This is a genomic window from Streptomyces sp. KL116D, from assembly GCF_030766975.1.
GTDB lineage: Bacteria > Actinomycetota > Actinomycetes > Streptomycetales > Streptomycetaceae > Streptomyces > Streptomyces longispororuber_A.
Genome location: NZ_JASERH010000084.1, coordinates 17,214 through 36,440, shown reverse-complemented (window position 1 = coordinate 36,440; position 19,227 = coordinate 17,214). Strand labels below are relative to the sequence as shown.

17 protein-coding genes are annotated in these 19,227 nt (G+C 71.4%); 3 read left to right on the top strand and 14 right to left on the bottom strand.

All coding sequences use genetic code 11. The features are described from left to right. Nucleotides 1-17 precede the first annotated feature (17 nt). Nucleotides 18-1,460 (bottom strand): aldehyde dehydrogenase, encoded by a 1,443-nt coding sequence (locus tag RBJ77_RS32085; RefSeq protein ID WP_372348180.1) that lies wholly within the window; start codon nt 1,458-1,460, stop codon nt 18-20. Between the two features lie 292 nt (nt 1,461-1,752). On the opposite strand from RBJ77_RS32085, the gene RBJ77_RS32080 reads away from it, so the two are divergent. Continuing rightward, nucleotides 1,753-2,241, top strand: coding sequence for a TetR/AcrR family transcriptional regulator (locus RBJ77_RS32080; RefSeq protein ID WP_372348599.1), 489 nt, complete (start codon nt 1,753-1,755; stop codon nt 2,239-2,241). A 25-nt stretch (nt 2,242-2,266) separates the two neighbouring features. On the opposite strand, the gene RBJ77_RS32075 is transcribed toward RBJ77_RS32080, so the two are convergent. From RBJ77_RS32075 to RBJ77_RS32055, 5 genes are all read right to left on the bottom strand, one after another. Continuing rightward, nucleotides 2,267-3,109 (bottom strand): prephenate dehydratase, encoded by an 843-nt coding sequence (locus RBJ77_RS32075; protein ID WP_372348598.1) that lies wholly within the window; start codon nt 3,107-3,109, stop codon nt 2,267-2,269. Between the two features lie 172 nt (nt 3,110-3,281). Further along, nucleotides 3,282-4,484 carry a Gfo/Idh/MocA family protein gene (locus RBJ77_RS32070; RefSeq protein WP_255977026.1) on the bottom strand — a complete coding sequence of 401 codons (1,203 nt, stop codon included), beginning with the start codon at nt 4,482-4,484 and terminating at the stop codon, nt 3,282-3,284. Nucleotides 4,485-4,513: 29 nt separating this feature from the next. Then, nucleotides 4,514-5,854, bottom strand: a complete 1,341-nt coding sequence (locus RBJ77_RS32065) for a sugar ABC transporter substrate-binding protein (protein WP_372348179.1) — start codon at nt 5,852-5,854, stop codon at nt 4,514-4,516. A gap of 10 nt (nt 5,855-5,864) precedes the next feature. Further along, the gene (locus RBJ77_RS32060; protein WP_372348178.1) at nt 5,865-6,785 is read right to left on the bottom strand and encodes a carbohydrate ABC transporter permease; all 921 of its coding nucleotides are present in this window, start codon (nt 6,783-6,785) and stop codon (nt 5,865-5,867) included. A 15-nt stretch (nt 6,786-6,800) separates the two neighbouring features. Further along, complete coding sequence (locus RBJ77_RS32055; protein ID WP_372348177.1) at nt 6,801-7,748, bottom strand: carbohydrate ABC transporter permease; 948 nt, start codon at nt 7,746-7,748, stop codon at nt 6,801-6,803. A 159-nt stretch (nt 7,749-7,907) separates the two neighbouring features. On the opposite strand from RBJ77_RS32055, the gene RBJ77_RS32050 reads away from it, so the two are divergent. Further along, nucleotides 7,908-9,083: an ROK family protein gene (locus RBJ77_RS32050; protein ID WP_372348176.1), complete on the top strand. Its 1,176-nt coding sequence runs from the start codon at nt 7,908-7,910 to the stop codon at nt 9,081-9,083. 22 nt (nt 9,084-9,105) lie between these two features. Here the strand turns inward: RBJ77_RS32050 and RBJ77_RS32045 are convergent, their stop codons facing one another. The 7 genes from RBJ77_RS32045 to RBJ77_RS32015 all read right to left on the bottom strand — a co-directional run bounded on the left by RBJ77_RS32045 (nt 9,106) and on the right by RBJ77_RS32015 (nt 17,428). After that, entirely contained in the window at nt 9,106-9,708 is a 603-nt protein-coding gene (locus tag RBJ77_RS32045; protein ID WP_372348175.1) for a hypothetical protein, read from the bottom strand. Between the two features lie 32 nt (nt 9,709-9,740). Then, entirely contained in the window at nt 9,741-10,190 is a 450-nt protein-coding gene (locus RBJ77_RS32040) for an SRPBCC family protein (RefSeq protein WP_372348174.1), read from the bottom strand. Nucleotides 10,191-10,220: 30 nt separating this feature from the next. Next, nucleotides 10,221-11,717, bottom strand: a complete 1,497-nt coding sequence (locus RBJ77_RS32035) for an APC family permease (RefSeq protein WP_372348173.1) — start codon at nt 11,715-11,717, stop codon at nt 10,221-10,223. 132 nt (nt 11,718-11,849) lie between these two features. Then, the gene (locus RBJ77_RS32030; protein ID WP_372348172.1) at nt 11,850-13,205 is read right to left on the bottom strand and encodes an aspartate aminotransferase family protein; all 1,356 of its coding nucleotides are present in this window, start codon (nt 13,203-13,205) and stop codon (nt 11,850-11,852) included. A gap of 22 nt (nt 13,206-13,227) precedes the next feature. Further along, entirely contained in the window at nt 13,228-14,571 is a 1,344-nt protein-coding gene (locus tag RBJ77_RS32025; RefSeq protein WP_372348171.1) for an ArgE/DapE family deacylase, read from the bottom strand. Then, nucleotides 14,556-16,028 (bottom strand): aldehyde dehydrogenase, encoded by a 1,473-nt coding sequence (locus RBJ77_RS32020; RefSeq protein ID WP_372348170.1) that lies wholly within the window; start codon nt 16,026-16,028, stop codon nt 14,556-14,558. Before RBJ77_RS32020 ends, RBJ77_RS32025 begins: the two co-directional genes overlap by 16 nt. Then, nucleotides 16,025-17,428, bottom strand: coding sequence for a cytosine permease (locus tag RBJ77_RS32015; protein WP_372348169.1), 1,404 nt, complete (start codon nt 17,426-17,428; stop codon nt 16,025-16,027). Before RBJ77_RS32015 ends, RBJ77_RS32020 begins: the two co-directional genes overlap by 4 nt. 210 nt (nt 17,429-17,638) lie before the next feature. Between RBJ77_RS32015 and RBJ77_RS32010 the strand changes: the two genes are divergently transcribed. Further along, nucleotides 17,639-18,250, top strand: coding sequence for a TetR/AcrR family transcriptional regulator (locus tag RBJ77_RS32010; RefSeq protein WP_372348168.1), 612 nt, complete (start codon nt 17,639-17,641; stop codon nt 18,248-18,250). Here the strand turns inward: RBJ77_RS32010 and RBJ77_RS32005 are convergent. Then, on the bottom strand, nt 18,245-19,171 hold the full coding sequence (locus RBJ77_RS32005) for a LysR family transcriptional regulator (protein WP_372348167.1): 927 nt from the start codon (nt 19,169-19,171) through the stop codon (nt 18,245-18,247). The genes RBJ77_RS32010 and RBJ77_RS32005 overlap by 6 nt on opposite strands. Nucleotides 19,172-19,227 lie beyond the last annotated feature (56 nt).

Sequence of the window (19,227 nt, the reverse complement as noted above, 5' to 3'; positions counted from 1 at the left end):
CTACGTCATGCCGGCGGTCAGACGGTGATGGTCTTGTACTCGGTGTAGGTGCCGAGCCCGACCGCGCCGTACTCGCGGCCGATGCCGCTGGCCTTGAAGCCGCCGAACGGGCCGTCGAAGGCGACGGACGCCCCGTTGACCGTGACGGTGCCGGTGCGGATGCGGCGGGCGACGGCCAGCGCGTGCGCCTCGTCGCGGGACCAGACGCCGCCGGACAGGCCGTACTCGCTGTCGTTGGCGATGCGGACGGCGTCGTCCTCGTCCTCGTAGGCGATGACGACCAGGACCGGGCCGAAGATCTCCTCCTGGGCGATCCTCATGGAGTTGTCCACGTCGGCGAAGACCGTCGGCGTCACGTAGTTGCCCTTCTCCAGTCCCTCGGGGATCTGCGGGCCGCCGGTGACCAGGCGCGCCCCCTCCTCGATGCCGAGCGCGATGTAGTCGCGTACGCGCTGCTGCTGGTCGGGGCGGATCATCGGGCCGATGAAGGTGTCGGGGTCGTCGGGGGCACCCACCTTCAGCGACTCGACCAGCTCCTTCAGTGCGGCGACGACCTCCTCGTACCGCTCGCGCGGGGCGAGGATGCGGGTCTGGGCGATGCAGGACTCGCCGTTGTTGAGCAGCGAGCCGAACTTCACGCCCGCGACGGCCTTGGCCAGGTCGGCGTCGGGCAGGATGACGGTCGCCGACTTGCCGCCCAGCTCCAGGCTGACCCGCTTGAGCTGCTCGCCGGCGATCGAGGCGATGCGGCGTCCGGCGCGCGTCGAGCCGGTGAAGGCGACCTTGTCGACGTCCGGGTGCGACACCAGGTGCTCACTGGTCTCCCGGTCGGCCGGCAGCACGCTGATCACGCCCGCGGGCAGGCCGGCCTGTTCGAGGAGTCCGGCCAGGAAACCCATGCTCAGCGAGTTCTCCGGGGACACCTTGAGGACCACGGAGTTTCCGGCGAGCAGCGCCGGGATGATCTTCGACGTGGCCGAGGAGAACGGCGAGTTCCAGGGAATCACGGCGGCCACGACGCCGACGGCCTCGCGGCGCACCACGCTGCGGGTCGGGGACGCGGGGTCGGACGGCGCGAGGGTCTCCTCCCAGCCGAATTCCTCGGCCGCCTTGAGGTAGGCGTTCGCCTGCCGGGTCAGGCCGGGCTGGCCGGCGCGGGTGAACCAGCCGGCCGAGCCGTTCTCCAGCGAGATGAGGTCGGCGATCGTCTCGGCGTTGGCCTCGCGCAGTTCGTTGAACCGGCGCAGGACGGCGATGCGCTCGGCGGGCTCGGTCAGGCGCCACTCCCCCGCTTCGAAGGACGCGCGGGCCGCGGCCACCGCGCGGTCGACGTCCGCGGGCTGCGCCTGCGCGGCGCGGCCGATCACGGAACGGTCGTGCGGCGAGGTGATGTCGAGCAGCTCCGGGGCGCTCGGCCGGACCCAGGATCCGCCGATGAAAAGCCGGTCATAGGTGATCATGCGCTTTCTCTCTTCCTGCGTCGTGGTACCGCTGCCTCAATTAACTGTCACGTCACTGTAGCACTTGAAAGAGATAACTTCACATGGACGCGCACCCGTGGCGCATGATGGTGATCGCTGAGCACGGACGAGAGGGAGGCACCAACGCCCCCGTGATGTGGCGATTGAATGCCTGAGTTCCCCATCACAGTGGCGGTAGGCGTCTCATCCTCCTCACCCGCTCGCTAGACTCGATGGGGTGAGAGCCGACGCAGCACGCAATCTGGAAGCCGTCCTGAGCACCGGGGCCCGTATGCTCGCCGCCGATCCCGGCGCGAGCGTCGCGAACATCGCGGCCGAGGCGGGAGTGGACCGGCGCACCGTCTACCGGCGCTTCGCCTCGCGCGAGGAACTCCTCGCCGCCATCTACGAAGCCCGGCTGACCGCCATCGAGCAGGCCGTCGCGGACGCGCGGCTGCGCGAGGCACCCGTGGCGGTGGCCCTGCACCGCTACGTCGAGAACATCATCGTGGTGAACCGCACCTGGCCCGTCGACCTCGGGCGCATGCTCGCCGACGAGAGCGTCCACGCACGCCGGGACGCGTCGATCCGCGAGGTCGACGCGTTCCTCGACCGCGCCACCGAGGAGGGACTGCTGCGTCCCGGTCTGCCGCAGGGATGGGCGAGCGCGCTCCTGCCGCAGGTCATGCGTCTGGTGTCCGAGCAGCTGCCCGACCTCAGTGCCGGTCAGGCCGCGGACGTCGTCGTGGACACGCTGCTGCACGGCATCGGGGCGGCCTGACACCCCACCCCGGGCCCGCCGGGGGTCAGACGGTGTTCGACCGGTGCGCGTGCGCGGGGAACACCCCGAGGATGCGCACCTCGGTGGAGAAGAACCGCAGCTCGTCCAGGGCGAGCGCGACGCGCTCCTCCTCGGGGTGTCCCTCGAACTCGACGTAGAAGCGGCTGGCGTAGAGGCCGGCGCCGATCTGGTAGCTCTCGATCTTGGTGAGGTTCACACCGCCGCTGGCGAAGCCGCCGAGCGCCTTGTACAGCGCGCTCGGGATGTTGCGGACGCAGAAGAACACGCTCGTCATCGTCGGCTCCCCCGGGTCCGGGGCCGGGCCCGCGGTACGGGACAGGACGACGAACCGCGTGGTGTTGTCCGGGTCGTCCTCGACACCGGCCCGCAGCACCTCGAGACCGTGCAGGGCGGCCGCGGCGGGCGGGGCGAACGCCGCGTGCCGCGGGTCGCCCAGCTCGGCCACCTCGCGGGCCGCCCCGGCGGTGTCGTCGCTGACGAGGCTGCGCCAGCCGTGCTCCCGCAGCACCTTGCGGCACTGGCCGAGGGCGTGCACGTGACTGCGGACGCACTCCACCTGGTCCAGGGTCGCGCCGGGCACGCCCATCAGGTCGAAGCGGATGGCGTGGAAGTACTCGTCGACGATGAAGAGTCCCGACTCGGGCAGCAGGTGGTGCACGTCCGCGACCCGTCCGGCCGCGGAGTTGTCCACGGGGATCACCGCGACGTCGGCCGCGCCGAGCGTCACGGCGTCCAGGGCCTGCTCGAAGCCGGTGCAGGGCAGTTCGGCACAGCCGGGAAACAGGGCGTGCGCCACGGTCGCCGAGTTGGAGCCGGGTTCGCCCTGATACGTGACCGTCGTCGTCACCGTGTCGTGCCCTTCCAGGAGGTGCTGCCGCAGGAGGCTGTCATGGCGCGGCGGCCACTCGCTCGCGTACCGCACCCCCTGAAGTATCGGTGCTCGCGCCTTCCTCCGGTTCACCAGGGGCCCGGACGCCGTCGCCCCGCCCGTGCCGGGCGGGGCGACGGCGTCCGGTGGGTCAGGCCTCCGGCGCGTCCCCGAAGTCCGGGATCTCCAGGCGCGCGCCGCCCTGCCGGGCGGAGTCGTGGGCGACGATGCCCGGCAGCGTGTAGCGCGCGGCCACCCAGGCGTTCACGGACGGCAGGGTGCGGGTGTTCACCGCGGTGACGAAGTCGTCCACCAGGAAGTGGTGGCTGCCCTCGTGCCCGTTCGGCATGTGGTCGAAGACCCGCGGCAGCCGCGCCCGGTCGTGCACCGGCGCCGAACCCGAGGTGAACGCGGCCCGCAGCGCCGGCGCGATCTTCTCCAGCGAGGGATCGTCGGGGCTCAGGGACGGCTTCGGCTCCAGCAGTTCGGTGATGTCCTGCACGCCCTTCTTGTCCTGCCAGAAGCTGACCGTGGCGAGCTGCTCCATGCTGGCGTCCGTGCCGAAGAACCGGAACCTGGACTCCCTGATGTGCGAGGGATAGCCGACCCGCCGGAACTCGTTCGTCCGGAACGACCCGCCGCCGGCCACCTCGAACAGGGCGGTGGCGTTGGAGATGTCGTTGCCGAACTGGCTGACCTCGGTGTCGAAGACGCCGTCCCCGCGCTCGTCCTTCACCCCGATCGCGGACACGCTCACCGCGTGCGTCCGCCACGCGCCGAGCACCCCGCCGACCGCGTGCGTCGGGTAGAGCAGCGGCGGATAGCTGGCGGTCTCCTTCCACCGCTCCCCGCCGCTGTACTGGTACGCCTCGTAGAACCCGAGGTCCATGTCGTGGACGTAGTCGCCCTCGGCGTAGAACAGCCGCCCGAAGGCGCCGTCGGCGATCTGGTTGCGGGCGTGCACGGTCGCCGGGTTGTACTCGCTGGTCTCGCCCATCATGTACGTCAGACCGGTCCTGCGGACCGCGTCGATGATCGCCGCGATCTCGTCCCGGGTGACGGCCATCGGCACCGCCGAGTACACGTGCTTGCCCGCGTCGAGACCCTGCAGGACCAGCGGGCCGTGCGTCCAGCGCTGCGTGAAGATCGCGACGGCGTCGATGTCGGGGGACTCCAGCATCGCCTCGTACGAGGGGAACGTTCCCGCGAGTCCTTCCTTCGCGGCCAGTTGCTCGGCACGCTCGGGCAGCAGGTCGGTGACGTGGACGGCGTCGACTCCGGGGTGGGCGAGGAACAACTTGGCGAAGCTTCCGGAGAACTGTCCGGCGCCGACGATCCCGAGGGTGAACGTCATGTGCGGATGCCTTTCGCTGGGTGCGGTGACTACTGGTCGAGCAGGAGGTTGATCTGGTCGTTGGTCTCGTCGAGCCGGCTCGGCGAGGCTCCGTTGCCGAAGACGTCCTGCATGGCGGGGTGCATGAGGGCGTAGACGTCGGCGGCGTAGTCGGTGATCGGGAAGGAGAAGGTGCGGTATGCCGTGCGGTCGTCCACCGGGGTGGTGAAGGACGACACGTCGATGCCCTTCTTCTTGTACGCGGCGACGGCCGCGTCGGTGCCCGACGGTGTCGCGGGGAAGACGATCCCGTACTTGCCGACGGTCTCCTGGCACGCGTCGGAGGCCAGGTAGGCGACCCACTTCTTGGCACCCGCCTTGTTGCGGGCGCCCTTGGTGACGGAGTCGGCGAGTCCGTTCATCATGGTCGCGCGCTTGCCGGTGGGTCCGACGGGGTTGCGGGCGGTGCCGAAGTCGATGCCCTTGAAGCCCGCGTAGGTCGAGATCATCCAGGCGCCGTCGAACGCGGTGGCGGCGCGGCCCGCGGCGAACTGGGCGTTGGCCTGGTTCAGTCCGGAGTTCCAGTCGGTGAAGGGGGCGAGGTAGCCCTTCTCGGCGAGTCCGAAGTACCACGCGATGACGGACTGGAAGGTCTTGTCGTCGTACCGGTACTCCTTGCCCCAGCGCTTCTTGTCCGTGTAGGACCAGCCGGCCGAGCCGGTGAAGGGACTCCACTGGGTCTGGCCGTCGCCGTCCCCGGCTCCGTTGGTGGCCAGTCCGTAGACCTTGACGTTCTTCTTGTCGAAGCCCTTCTCGTCGCCGCGCCGGCCGTTCTTGTCGACGGTGAGGTGGGCGATGGCCTTCTCGAAGGAGCCGCCGTCCCGGGGGTTCCAGTCCAGGTCGCCGAGGTCGTCGGCGGACAGGCCCGCGTCGTCGACCATCTTCTTGTTGTAGAAGAGGGAGACGGTGTCCCAGTCCTTCGGGGCGCCGTAGCGGTGCCCGTCCTGCGCGACCCAGTTCGAGGCGAGCCCCGGCTGGTAGTCCGTGTCCTGGATGCCGAGGTCGTCGAGCGGTTCGAGCACCTTCAGCTCGGCGAACTGGCCGAACTTCTGGATGTGGTTGGTGAAGACGTCGGGCTGGGTGCCGGAGATGAAGCCCGCGGTGAGCTTGGTCCAGTAGTCCTCCCAGCCCAGCTGGGTGAACTGGACGTCCAGGTCCGGGTTCTGCTTCTCGAAGTCCTTCGCGCAGGCCTCGTACGCGGGCAGTTGGTTGGCGTCCCACAGCCAGTACGTCACGGTTCTCGACGACGCCCCGCCCGGGTCGCCGCCGGCGCAGCCGGTCAGGGTCAGCGTCAGCGCCCCGGCCAGCGCGGCGAGCGTACGGAATCGCATCCGGTGCCTCCTACTTGATTCCGGTGAAGCTGATGGAGCTGACGATCCGGCGCGCGAACACCCCGAAGAGCACCAGCATCGGGAGGGCCGCGATGAGGGTCGCCGCCATGAGCCCGGACCAGTCGAAGCCGGACTGCGGGGTCTGCGCCCGGAACATCGCGAGGGCGACGGTGAGCACCCGGGAGCTGTCGCTGTACGACACCATCAGCGGCCAGAAGTAGTCGTTCCAGGACGTGATGTACGTGAGGACGGCGAGGGTGACGATGGGCGTGGACGCCATCGGCAGCATGACGCGGAAGAAGATCCGGACCCGGCCGGCGCCGTCCAGGAGCGCCGCCTCCTCCACCTCGCGCGGGATGTTCATGAAGAACTGGCGGAGGAAGAAGACGGCGAACGGCGTCATGAACATCGTCGGCAGCGCGATCCCCAACAGGGAGTCGATCAGGCCGAGTTCCTTCACGAGCACGAAGTTCGGCAGCAGCGTGAAGATCGTCGGCACCATCAGTCCGCCGAGGAACAGCGCGAAGACGGTGTTCCGGCCGCGCCAGCGCAGCCGCGCGAACGCGTAGGCGGCCATCGCGGAGAACAGGATCTGGCAGGTGGTGATCAGCGTCGAGACGATGATCGAGTTGAGCAGGTACCGCCAGAAGTCGAGCCCGCCGCCGGCGCCGCCCTGGGCGACGGCCTCCTTCGTCGACTGCAGCCCGAGGGCCCGCTCGAAGCCGCCGGTCGTCAGGTCGACGGGCAGCACGTTCGTCGGGTCGGCGGCGACGCCCGGATTGGAGGACAGCGCGGTGCGCAGCACCCAGTAGAAGGGCAGCACGGTGATGAGCACGATCGCGCCCATCGCGGTCCAGGCGACGGCCCGGCCGAAGGAGAAGCGGCGTGCGGTGGGCCGCAGGGCGCCCGTCGGTGCGGTGGTGGTGGCCATGTCGGTGTCTCCTCCTCAGCCGAGGTCGGTCTGGCCGGCGCGGGTGATCCGGTACTGGACGATGGTGATCACGCTGAGCACGACCAGGAGGGCCACGGACATCGCGGAGGCGTAGCCGAACTGGAAGCGGCCGAACGCCGAGCCGTAGATGTAGTACTGCAGCACGTTGGTGGCGTTGGCCGGTCCTCCGGCCGTGGTCACGGCGACGGTGTCGAAGACCTGGAACGAACCGATGACGGTCATGATGAGGACCACGGCGAGGACCGGCCGGAGCAGCGGCATCGTGATGCGGGTGAACATCCGCCACTCGCTCGCGCCGTCGACGCGGGCCGCCTCGTACATGTCGTTCGGTATCGCCTGGAGTCCGGCGAACAGGAGCAGCGCGGTGTAGCCGACGTGCCGCCAGACGTTGATCATCGCGATGGTGGGGATCGCCCAGGTCTCGTCCGCGAGGAACGGGATCCGGTCGATGCCGACCGCCGCGATGATCTCGTTGCCGATGCCGAGCTGGGTGTCGAGCATCCAGAGCCAGACGATGCCCGCGACGACGTTGGACATCAGGTACGGCGTGAGGACGACGGCGCGCAGCAGCGAGGACTGGGTGAGCCTCTGGAGCAGGACGGCGATGGCGAGCGCGGCGACCGTCTGCACTCCGATGTTGATGAAGACGTACTCGACGGTGACCTTCAACGAGCCCCAGAAGATGGGGTCGTTGATCATCCGCTCGTAGTTGGCCAGGCCGATCCACTCCGGCGGGGTGAGCAGGTTGAAGCGGGTGAAGCTCAGCCAGATGCCGCGCAGGGTCGGCCAGAGCAGGAAGACGGCGAAGCCGATCGTGGCGGGGGCGATGAAGAGCGCGGCGAGCGCCCCGTCGCCGAGGGGCCGCCTCGACCTGCGTTCCGCCTCCTTCGCACCACCGTCGAGCGGCAGTTGTGTCGGTGGGCTGCTGGAGGCGACAGTCATCGGAGACTCCCTCGTCTACGGCTCGTCCTCGGGAGCATTTACTTTTGTGTCAGAAGTTTCTGACCGTCAAGGGGCGTGCAGAGCTGTTTCTGAAGACCCTTCAGCGACATAGGGTGATCACATTAGTTTTGGACCAGAAGAAATCACGAGGGGTTGGCGATGACCGCGCAGGCCGACACCTGGTTGCCGCTCAGTCCGGCGGAGCGCGCCGTGGCACTGGAGGTGCTCACCCGCGGGCCGCTGTCCCGCAGCGAACTCGCGCGCCGGCGCGGCCTCTCGGCGGGCAGTCTCACCCGGCTGACCAAGCCGCTGATCGAGTCGGGACTGCTCGTCGAGGCCCCGACCGGGTCGACCGCGCGCACGGAGGCCCGGCAGGGCAGACCTTCCCAGCCCCTCGACGTCGTCGCCGAGTCCCGCGCCTTCGCCGGATTCAAGATCACCGAGGACACCGTCTACGGTGTCGTCACCACCCTCAGGAGCGACGTCGTCGCCTGCCGCGACGTGCCGCTCCCCGGCCGCGATCCGGAGCAGGTCGTCGCCGCCGTCGGCGCGTTGACGGACGGCTTCGCGCGCGACTTCCCCTCGCTCTGCGGCCTCGGCATCGGGCTGGGCGGGCGGGCCCAGGACCGCTGTGTCGTCGACGAGTCGGCGTTCCTCGGCTGGCGCGACGTGCCGCTCGGGCGGCTCGTACGGCGACGCACCGGGCTGCCCACCGTCGTCGACAACGACGTGAGCGCCCTCGTGGAGGCGGAGAGCTGGTTCGGGGCGGGCCGGGACCTGGACCGGTTCGCCGTGCTCACGATCGGCGCCGGCCTCGGATACGGGCTGGTCAGCGGCGGCAGGCGGGTGGAGACCGCCGAGGACGGGCTGGGCGTCGGCCGGTTCTGGATCGTCGACCCGCACGGTCCGCTGACCCCCGACGGCGCGCGCGGCAGCGCCATCTCGCTCCTCACCATCCCGAGCATCCGCTACCAGGTGCGGGCCGCCACCGGCGAGGACGCCACCTACGAGCAGATCCTCGCCCGTGCGGCCGAGGGCGATCCGCTGCCGGCCCGGGTCATCGGCGAGGCGGCCAGGGCGCTGGGCACGCTCGTCGCGCAGATCGCCAACTTCGCCGCGCCGCAGAAGATCCTGCTCGCGGGCGAGGGTGTCGGCCTCGTCGACGTGGCGGGCCCCGCGATCGAGGACGCCGTCCGCGCGAACCGCCATCCACGGGCCGACCCGGTCGACCTGGAGACGAAGGTGTCCGACTTCCACGACTGGGCGCGCGGCGCGGCCGTGCTCGCCATCCAGGTGCTGGTGCTCGGACCCGGCGGGCCGCGGTCCGGCCGGTGATCGGACTCCGTTACGCGGAGCGCTAGTTGCTGAGCGGTGAGCCCCACGCGGGATCGTGCCAGGGCTTCCCGGTCACTCCGCTGAGCAGGCGCAGCGTCGTGCTCGGTGCGATGTCGTCGGGCACCCCCACCGCGGTCAGCGCGGCGCCGACCCGGGCGGCTGCTTCCTGCTCCACCTCCAGGTCGTCGAGCACGGGGGTCAGCAGCAGGAGCCGGACGGCCGGTGCCTCGGTCCCCGCCGCTCCGGGCCCGGGAGCGTCGGCGAGGGCGATCAGCTCCGGCCACGTCAGTCCGCTGCCGGCGATCCGGCGCGCGGGGCCGTGGCCGCCCGGCGGGACGCGCAGGAAGTCCGTGCCGTAGTCGCCCGGCCGGTTGCGGAAGACGACCGCGACGCCGGAGCCGTCCGCGGTCAACACCCGGAACACCGGCCACCGTTCGGGATCGAGGAGGGCCTCCGTCATGGCATCGACGTCGGCGCCGTCCTCGCCGAACCACTCCGGACGGAACGGCTCGCCGCTCGCTGTCCCGGCACAGACCTCCGCCAGGTGGTTCGACCAGAATCCCGGTCGGGCCAGCAGCGGCTCACCGGCGGCCAGCGGACCGCCGTCGTATCCCTCGATCAGCACCCGGCGATTGTGCCACCGGCCTCGCGCGGGTCTCACACGGGCACGCGCTCGCGCTCGGCCACCGCGATCCGGGCAAGTTTCGTGAGCATCATGCCGTTGCGGACCTTGACCAGATAGTCCACGGGCAGCCCGTGCATCCGCGTGCCGGGACCGCGCAGCGGATGCCAGTCGAGGACGAAGAGCGTGTGCTCGCCCCACGGCACCAGGTTCATGGCGACGCGGGCCGCGCCGAACGGCTCCGCCTTCGCCTCCAGCTCCAGCCGGTGCCGCGGCTCGCAGATCCGCACGACGCTGGTGTCCTCCGCCGACAGCGGGCCGAACCCGACCCGGAACCGCAGGGTGGTGCCCACCGCGGGCCAGTCCGGGTCCACGGCGAGCACCTCCTGGTTGCCGGTGACCCACTCCCGGTACCGGTGGCCGTCGCACAGCAGCCGCCACACCTCGTCGGGCGGGCTCAGGATCAGTCTGCGGTTGCGGGCCACGGCGATCACGCTCCTTCTCGGCACCAGCGTTCAGCCTCGGTGCGCCTCCGGCAACCGCAGCCGCTCCCGGCGGGCGACGGCCAGCCCGGCGGCGCCGACGAGCAGCAGCACGGCGACGGTGCCAAGCGTGAAGGCCTCGAAGGCGCCGCGGGACACGCCCCACACGTCGTGGAAGTCGTAGCCGATGCCCACCAGGCCCTCCAGCACGCCGGGGAACAGCGCGGACCAGGAGCCGATCACGATCCAGGCGTAGACCGCCGCCGCGCAGACCAGGAACCCGCGCGTCCCGAAGGGCACCCGGAACGGCCGGGGGACCTCGGGACGGCGCAGCCGGAGCAGCACCAGGGCCGGGACGACCACCAGGTACGACAGGAGCAGCGTGGTGACGGCCATCGTGAGGACGACCGCGAAGACGGCGGCCGCGTCGCCGTCGGCGAGCCGCATCGCCGCCAGCATGAACACGGTGGCGACCGCGCCGGAGAGCAGATTGGTCCGCACGGGTGTGCCGAGGCCGGGGTGGAAGGCGCCCAGCGAGCGGGAGAAGAACCCGCCGTCGGCGGCGGCCATGGCCTGCATCCGGTCGCTGACGATCATCCAGGCGCTGCCCTGGGTGAGGAGCGCGAAGACGAACATGACCGCGGTGAGGGTGAGCAGCGGTCCGGCCGCGCCGCCGTAGACGCCGAAGACCAGGCGGGCACCTTCCATGAAGCCGCCGATGCCGGTCACCTTCTGGGCCGGGACCACGGTCAGGAGCGCGAGGACGGGCAGCAGGTAGCAGCAGGCGGCGACGGCCGCGGAACGGCCGAGCGCAGCCGGTACGTCGCGCTGCGGGTCGTGCATCTCCTCACCGGCGGCGTTGGGCGCCTCGAAGCCGACGTAGGCGAAGAGCAGGATCGGGACGAGCGCGAGGAAGCCGGCCGTGGTCGGGCTGAACCGGGTGTCGGTCAGGCCCTGGAAGCCGTGCTCGATGCCGTACAGCACGGCCGTCAGGGTGAACAGCACGAGGCAGACGACCTTCACCAGCGCACCGGCCGTGGTGATCCACTTGCCGCGCCGCAGCGAGACGACGGCCGTGAGGATGGCCGCCCAGACGAACAGCAGCTTGAACGCGTAGTCGGCGAACGTGCCGGAGCCGAGGTGGAAAACGAAGCCGTCCCAGGTCTCGGCGGCGAGGAAGACCAGCGAACCGCCCAGCCAGATCGGGTTGGTGACCCAGTAGAAGAGCGTGGTGAGCGCGGCCGCCGGCCGGCCGAGGGCGAGCTTGACCCACACGTACGGGCCGCCCTCCTGCGGGAACGCGGCGCCGGTCTCCGCGAACAGCAGGGCGTAGGGGACGAGGAAGAACAGGGCGATGACCGCGGTCCAGGTGGCGGCCTCGCCGCCGCCGGTGGCGATCTGGCCGACGGTGTCGAAGGAGATCACGGCGGCGATCGCCATGGCGGTGATGTCGAACCGCTTGAGGCTGCGTTGCAGACCGGGGGCGGTGTCCGGGGCGAGGGGCGCGGAGGAGGTCAGGTTGGAGGACACGGGCAGTTCCTAGGACGGGGAGGCGGGGACTGCGAGGAGGCGCGTGCGGGCGCGGTGACGGGGTGGGGCCGTGTCGGGTGCGGCGGTCCGGGGAGGCCCGGCCCGGTGCTGGACCGGGCCTCCGGCGGGGTGTCAGGCGGGGCGGATCTCGCCGGTGGGCGTGGTGCGTTCCAGGACGCCGCGCAGGGCGGACGCCGCCTCCTTGGCCTCGGTCTCCGTCATGATCAGCGGCGGGGACAGGACCAGGCTGTGGGCGGAGTCGCGCACGATGACGCCGGTCTCGCGGCGGATGACGTCGTGCGGCATCCGGTCCGGGTTCAGCGGCAGCGGGGTGCGGGTGGCGCGGTCCGCGACGAGTTCGACGGCGAGCATCATGCCGACCGAGCGGATCTCGCCGACGATCGGCAAGTCGCCCAGCTGCGCCTGGAGTTCGGCGTGCAGGAAGGCGCCCAGGCTCGTGGCGCGGGCGAGCAGCCCTTCCTTCTCGATGATGTCGAGGTTGGCCAGGGCGACGGCGGTGGCGACCGGGTGGCCGTTGTAGGTGTAGCCCATCGGGAAGCCGTGGTCGCGCAGCAGGACCTCGGCGACGTGGTCGCCGACCAGGAGCGCGCCGAGCGGCACGTAGCCGGAGGTGATGCCCTTGGCGGTGACGATGATGTCGGGCGTGACGCCGAAGTACTGGGCGGCGAACCACTCCCCCACCCGCCCGTACGCGGTGACGACCTCGTCGAAGACCAGCAGGATGCCGTGCCGGTCGAGGACCTCGCGCACCCGGGGCCAGTAGTCGGCGGGCGGGACGAGCATGCCGCCGACACCCATGATGGGTTCGCCGATCATCGCGGCGATGTTCTCCGGGCCGATCTCGGCGATGCGCTCCTCCAGCTCCCTGATGAGGAAGTCACTGGGGTCCTCGCCGCCGTAGAGCTCGGTGCGGTAGGGCCACGGCGGCGTGAGGTGCGAGACGTGCGGCATCATCGGGGCGAAGCCCTCGTGGTACAGCGGGAAGCCGGTCGCCGAGCCGCCTCCGTAGCCGATGCCGTGGTAGGCCTTGCTGCGCGCCAGGATCCACGTCCGGCTGCTCTCGCCGCGCCGGTGGTGGTAGTAGCGGGCCATCTTGATCGCGGCCTCGTTGCCCTCCGAGCCGCCGGAGGTGAAGTACACGTGGTTCAGCGGGTCGGGGGCCAATTCGGCGAGGCGGGCGGCGAGGGCGATCGCCCGGTCGTTGGAGAACTCCCAGAAGCTGGTGAAGTACTCCAGCTTCTTCATCTGCTCGTGCGCGATGTCGGCCAACTCGGTCCGGCCGTGCCCCACTTGGGCGAGCCAGAGGCCGCCGGTGGCGTCGAGGTAGTCGCGGCCCTCCGTGTCGGTCAGGCGGCAGCCGGCGCCGGACGACATGATCACCCGTTCCTCGGCGGTGCCGGGCAGGTAGGGGTGGATGAGGTGGGCGCGGTCGGCCGCGAGGAGGTCCTGGTGGTCCTGCTGCTTCATCGGGGATGTCCTTCCGTACGGGTCAGGCTGCGGGTGCGGTGAGGGTGACGGCGGCGAGGGCCAGGGCCTTGGCGGTGGCCAGCAGGTCGTCGACCTCGATGTACTCGTCGATGGTGTGGAGGGTCGGGGAGCCGTCGGGCCGGGTCGCGGTCGGGCCGAGGCAGACGGCGGGGGTGTCGGCGAGGCGGGTCAGGGTGGCCGCGTCGGTCCAGGACGGTTCGCCGAGGATGCGGGGCGTACGGCCGAGCGACACGGCCGCGTGCTCCAGGGCGGTGACCACGGGGTGCGTCCGGTCGACCTCGGCGGGCGGCAGTTCGGTGTCCCAGGTGAGGCGGGGCGGGTGGGCGCGGAGCCAGCCGTCGGCGGCGCAGGCGTCGCGCACGGCGGCCTCGATCTCGGCGCGCACCTTGCTCGCCCAGCCGTCGCCGTCGGCCTGCACCGGGAGATAGGTGACGTCCAGGCAGACCTCGCACGAGGCGGGGTAGGTCACCCACCACTCGCCACCCTTGATCGTGGTGGGCACGATCGACGGCGGTGGCAGCAGCGGGTGGGTGTGGGCCGGGTCGTCGGCCCAGCGCTCCCGCAGGGCCTGGAGCGCGGTGAGCGCCGGGAGGGTCTTCTCGATGGCGTTGACCGCGCCGCCGGTGCGCCAGTCGCCCGGCGGGTACTCGGCGTGCCCGGGGCGTCCGTCGACGGTCAGCGTGCCGCCCAGGATGCCGCGTTGGGCGGTGACGACGTCCAGGTCGGTGGGCTCGGGGACGATCGCCGCGTCGGCCCTGACCCCGTACGCGAGGGAGGCGAGGGTGCCCGCACCGTTCCACTCCTCGTCGGTGACGGTGTTGAGCAGCAGGTCGCCGGGGAGCCGGATGCCGAGGCCCGCGAGGGTCTCGGCGGCGATCACCATGGCGGCGATGCCGCCCTTCATGTCGCAGGTGCCGCGCCCGTAGACGCGCCCGTCGCGGACGTCCGCGCGGAACGGGTCGCTGCTCCAGGCCGACTTGGGCTCCGCCGAGACGACGTCGATGTGGCCGTTGAAGAGCAGCGAGCGGCCCCCGCCCGTACCGGCGAACCGGGCGATCAGCTGCGGCCGGCCGTCGAAGCCGAGGCCCTCCGGGGTCTGCGGGGAGCGCGGCAGGTCGGCCGGGGTCGGGGTGAACACGTCGACGGTGGCACCCGCCGCGCGCAGCCGGTCGGCGAGGTGGTCCTGGAGGTCGTGCTCGGCGCGGTGCCGCTCGTCGGCGGAGCCCCGCACGGTGGTGTCGAAGGCGACGAGGTCCGCGGTGAGCGCCACCAGGTCGTCGCGGCGCCGGTCGAGTGCGGCCAGCAGCCTCTCCGTGTCCGGCGCGCTCATCAGTACGTCACCCATGTCGTCTTCAGCCCCGTGTACTTGTCGAAGGAGTGCAGGGAGAGGTCGCGGCCGTACCCGGACTGCTTGAACCCGCCGAAGGGCGTCGCCGGGGACAGGGCGTCGACCGTGTTGACCGAGACGGTGCCCGCGTGGAGGGCTTCGGCGGTGCGGTGCGCGCGGCCCAGGTCGCGGGTCCAGACGGAGGCCGCGAGTCCGTACGGGGAGTCGTTGGCCAGGCGCACCGCTTCCGCCTCGGAGTCGAAGGGGTGCACGGTGAGCACCGGGCCGAAGAGCTCCTCGCGGGCCAGCGGGGCGTCGGGGGCGAGGCCGGTGACGATCGTCGGGTGGACGTAGGCGCCGGGGCGGTCGGGGCGGGTGCCGCCGCACACCACGGTTCCGCCGGACTCGGCGACGGCCTTGGTGACCCGGACGGCCTGGGCCTCGTCGACGAGCGGGCCGAGCGTGGTGGCGGGGTCGAGCGGATCGCCGGGGGCGAACGCCGCGGCGTGTTCGGCGACGCGTGCCGTGAACTCCTCGGCCACCGAACGCTCCACCAGCAGGCGGGTGTTGGCGGAGCAGACCTGGCCGGTGTTGTAGGCGAAACCCGCGGCGGCGCGTGCGGCCGCCGCGTCCAGGTCGGCGTCGGCGAAGACGAGGTTCGGGGACTTTCCACCGGCCTCCGGCCACACCTGCTTGAGGTTGGACTCGGCGGCGTAGGCGAGGAAGCGGCGGGCCGTCGCGGTGGAGCCGGTGAAGGCGAGGGCGTCCACGTCGGGGTGGCGGCCGAGCGCCTGGCCCGCGCGCTCGCCGAGGCCGGGCACGACGTTGAGGACACCGGCCGGGAGTCCGGCCTCCGCGGCCAGTTCGGCCAGCCGCAGGGCCGACAGCGGGGACTGCTCGGCGGGCTTGAGGACGACGCTGTTGCCCGCCGCGAGGGCCGGTGCGAGCTTCCAACTCGCCATGTCCAGGGGGAAGTTCCACGGCACGACCGCGCCGACCACGCCGAGGGGCACGCGGCGCACCAGGGCCAGGTTGCCGGGCGGCGCCGGGGCCACCTCGTCGTACAGCTTGTCGGCCGCCTCGGCGTACCAGGCGAAGACGCCGGCCGCGCCGGGCACGTCGGTGCCGTAGGACTCGGCGATCGGCTTGCCCATGTCGAGGGTGTCGAGGAGGGCCAGCTCGCGGCCGTTCTCCTCGATGAGTTCGGCGAGCCGCAGCAGCACGCGCTTGCGGGTGGCGGCGTCGGCGCGGGACCAGTCGCCCGCCTCGAAGCTGCGGCGCGCGGCCCGCACCGCGGCGTCGACGTCCGGGGTGTCGCAGGAGGCGACTTCGGCGGTGGTGCGGCCGGTGGCCGGGTCGACAGTGGCGAAGGTGGCGCCGGATGCCGCGTCGCGCCGGTCGCCGTCGATGAACGCCTGTGTACGCGGGGCGAGTTGACCGGCGAGGGCGGCCCAGTCCTGGTGCGTGTACGTCATGCTGCGGGCACTCCTGTGGTCGGTGCGGGTGCGGGTGCGGGGCTGCGGCGGCTCGTGCCACGGGCCGCGAGCAGCCAGTAGAGGGGGACGGTGACGACCAGGCCGGCGATCCAGCCGAGGTCGGTGTCGCCGAGGGCGTGGGCCACGGGGCCGGTGTAGAGGGACTGCGCCATGAACGGGATCTCGGCGAGGATGCCCATCGCGTAGACGGTCAGGGCCGTGACGTTCCAGCGGCCGTAGCTGCCGCCGTCCCGGGCGAAGAAGGACGGCACGTCGTAGTCGCCGTGGCGGATCAGGTAGAAGTCGACCAGGTTGATCGCCGTCCAGGGGATCAGGACGTACTGGAGGACGTAGATCAGGTTCAGGTAGTTCGTCATGAAGCTGTCGGCGAGCGCCAGGGCGAGGGCGACCGAGAGGGCCGTCAGGGCCGCGCCGATGACCGCCCGGCCGGTGGCGCGGGGCAGCCAGCGGTGCGCGAAGGTCTGCACGGCGGTGACGGCGCAGAGCACGGCCCCGTACAGGTTCATGGAGTTGGTCAGCATGGTGACCAACGCGAAGCTCCAGAGCGTGAGTTGACCGAGCGTCGAGCCCAGCAGGTGGTGCAGCGCCGCGATCGGGTCGCCGGCGCCCGCGATGCCGATCGCCGCGCCGACCACCATGGGGATGACGCTGCCGAGGACGCAGCCCGCGTACGTGCACCACAGGGTGGAGCGGACGCCGGCCCGGTCGGCGGGCATGTAACGGGAGTAGTCGGAGACGTAGGGCGCGTACGCGATCTGCCAGAGGGCGCCGACGGACACCATCCCGATGAACCCGGCGACGCCGAAGCCGCCGGAGGTCAGGAAGTCCGACGGCAGTCCGCCCGCGAACAGGTAGACGGCGCCGACGACCTGGATCGCGCCGAACGCCCAGGTGGTCAGGGCGCCGATGCGGTGCATCAGCCGGTAGCCGACGACGGCGACCGCGAGGCTGACCAGCGCGCACAGCAGCACGCCGGTGTCCTCGCCGATCGGGGTGACCTCCCCGAGCGACTGGGCGCCCACGACCAGGTTCGACGCGAAGAAGCCCTGGTACATGACGATGACGACGAGGACCACCGCGAGGGCGCCGACACTGCCGAACTGGCCGCGGCTCTGGATCATCTGCGGCACGCCCAGCTGCGGGCCCTGCGCCGAGTGCAGCGCCATCAGGAAGCCACCGCCGAGGTGTCCCACCAGCAGGGCGGCCAGGCTCCAGTAGAAGGAGAGACCGAACGCGGTGGGGGCCAGGGCGCCGGTGACGACGGTGAGCGGGCCCAGGTTGGCGCTGAACCAGATGGTGAACAGGTCGCGGGTGCGGCCGTGGCGTTCGTCCGTGGGGACCACGTCGATGGTGCGGCGCTCGATGCGCTGATCGTCCATGGCGTCTCCGTGATGCGGTGGGCGAAAGAGGGAGCCCTCGACGAACCGGCTGCGCGGCGCGGAAGAGGGGGCGGCCGTACCACCGGGCGTGAGCCGCCCCGGTAGGGCGAGTTCTTTGAGTCAGGATTCAAACAATGCGCCAAGAACCCGTCAATGGGTTCCGCAGGATCAGCTTGCTTTATTTGAACGACGTAACAGAGAATTAACCGCATGGGAAAACCGGGGAGACCGAAGAACCAGACGGCGCGACGCGAGGCGCTCGTGGACGCGGCGGGACGGGCCATCACGGAGCGGGGCCTGGAGGGCCTGCGCATCAAGGACATCGCGGCGGAGGCCGGCATGTCCGCCGGGTCGGTCCTGTACTACTACCCGGAGCTGGACGAGCTGGTCCTGGAGGTGCACCGGGGCGCGGTCGAGCGGTTCCTGACGGCGCGGCACGCGGTCACCGACGAGGTGGCCGACCCGGTGGCGCGGCTGCGGGCGCTGATCGCCTCGGGGCTGCCGTCCGACGCCGACGACGCGACGCACGGACTGCTGTACGAGCTGCACGGCAGGGCCGACCGCAGCGCCGGGCACGCCGAGCTGATGGCCTCGCTGTTCGCCAGCGAGGTGGGTCTGTACACCACCGTCCTCGAAGTGGGCGCCGCCACCGGCGTGTTCACGCTGACGGCAGCCGTGAGCGACCTGGCGAGGAATCTGGTCGCCCTGGAGGACGGGTACGGCCTGCACATCGTCAGCCGCAACGCGGGGCTGACGCGGGCCGAGGCGCAGCGTCTGATCCGCGCCCACGCACGGGTCGTGACGGGCTGTTCCGAGCTATAGCCCGGAACGTACGCGCGTGACGTCGCGCAGCACGTCCATGACGGCGCGGGCGCGCGCGGTCTGGGTCATGCCGCCCACCGAGGCGATCTTGACCTCCAGTGGAGGGCCGCCGTCGCGGAGGGCGAGCTCGGCGACCTCGCCGCCGCCGTACGTCTGGCTGGTCGCGGGACGCTGGTTGAGCACGGAGTAGCCGAGGCCGCGGGAGACCAGGGAGCGCACGGTCTCGTAGCTCTGGGTGCGGTAGCGGACGTCGGGTGCGGTGCCGGTGGCGGCCACCAGGGAGTGGAAGTAGTCGCGGCTGTGCGGCAGGTCGAGCAGGACGAGCGGGTCCCCGGCCAGTTCGGCGAGCTCCACGCTGCCCTGCCCGGCGAGGGGGTGGCCGGCCGCGACGATGACGTAGGCGGGGGCGTCGGCGATCGTCTCGGTGTGCAGGTCCGGCTCGGACGACAGACCGAGGCCGTAGGTGAGGGCGAAGTCGATGCGGCCCGCCGCCAGCGCCTGCACCAGCTGGTCCGTCTCCGCCTCCAGCACGTCGATCTCGATGCCCGGGTGGCGGCGGGTGCACTCGCTGAACAGCAGCGGCAGGTAGGAGGGCGCCAGCGTCACGAAGCAGCCCACGGACACCGGCCCGGTGAGGGTCTCGCCGTCCCCCCTGGCCTCGCGCTCGACCTCGCGGGCCCGGGCCAGCAGCTCCCGCGCCTGCTGCTGGAGCCGCTCTCCGGCGGGGGTCAGGGTCAGGCCCCGGCCCCGCCGCCGGATGAACAGCTGCACCTGGAGCTCGCGCTCCAGGTTGTGGACGGCCGCGGACACGGCGGACTGCGCGATGTGCAGCTCCGCGGAGGCCTCCGTCATCGATCCGCGCTCGGCGGCGACCAGGAAGTAGCGCAGCTGAACGAGGGTGAAACCCAGCGGTGACGTCATGCGAGACCCTTGTGCCCAGTGAACCGGTGAACCGTGTCCGCCCGACCCTATGCGGC

Bases quoted from the DNA above. Each gene is read 5' to 3' on its own strand.
- RBJ77_RS32085 (WP_372348180.1), bottom strand. From the start codon at position 1,460: ATGATCACCTATGACCGGCTTTTCATCGGCGGATCCTGGGTCCGGCCG.
- RBJ77_RS32060 (WP_372348178.1), bottom strand. From the start codon at position 6,785: ATGGCCACCACCACCGCACCGACGGGCGCCCTGCGGCCCACCGCACGC.
- RBJ77_RS32015 (WP_372348169.1), bottom strand. From the start codon at position 17,428: ATGGACGATCAGCGCATCGAGCGCCGCACCATCGACGTGGTCCCCACG.
- RBJ77_RS32080 (WP_372348599.1), top strand. From the start codon at position 1,753: ATGCTCGCCGCCGATCCCGGCGCGAGCGTCGCGAACATCGCGGCCGAG.
- RBJ77_RS32050 (WP_372348176.1), top strand. From the start codon at position 7,908: ATGACCGCGCAGGCCGACACCTGGTTGCCGCTCAGTCCGGCGGAGCGC.
- RBJ77_RS32055 (WP_372348177.1), bottom strand. From the start codon at position 7,748: ATGACTGTCGCCTCCAGCAGCCCACCGACACAACTGCCGCTCGACGGT.
- RBJ77_RS32030 (WP_372348172.1), bottom strand. From the start codon at position 13,205: ATGAAGCAGCAGGACCACCAGGACCTCCTCGCGGCCGACCGCGCCCAC.
- RBJ77_RS32020 (WP_372348170.1), bottom strand. From the start codon at position 16,028: ATGACGTACACGCACCAGGACTGGGCCGCCCTCGCCGGTCAACTCGCC.
- RBJ77_RS32005 (WP_372348167.1), bottom strand. From the start codon at position 19,171: ATGACGTCACCGCTGGGTTTCACCCTCGTTCAGCTGCGCTACTTCCTG.
- RBJ77_RS32065 (WP_372348179.1), bottom strand. From the start codon at position 5,854: ATGCGATTCCGTACGCTCGCCGCGCTGGCCGGGGCGCTGACGCTGACC.
- RBJ77_RS32010 (WP_372348168.1), top strand. From the start codon at position 17,639: ATGGGAAAACCGGGGAGACCGAAGAACCAGACGGCGCGACGCGAGGCG.
- RBJ77_RS32025 (WP_372348171.1), bottom strand. From the start codon at position 14,571: ATGGGTGACGTACTGATGAGCGCGCCGGACACGGAGAGGCTGCTGGCC.
- RBJ77_RS32070 (WP_255977026.1), bottom strand. From the start codon at position 4,484: ATGACGTTCACCCTCGGGATCGTCGGCGCCGGACAGTTCTCCGGAAGC.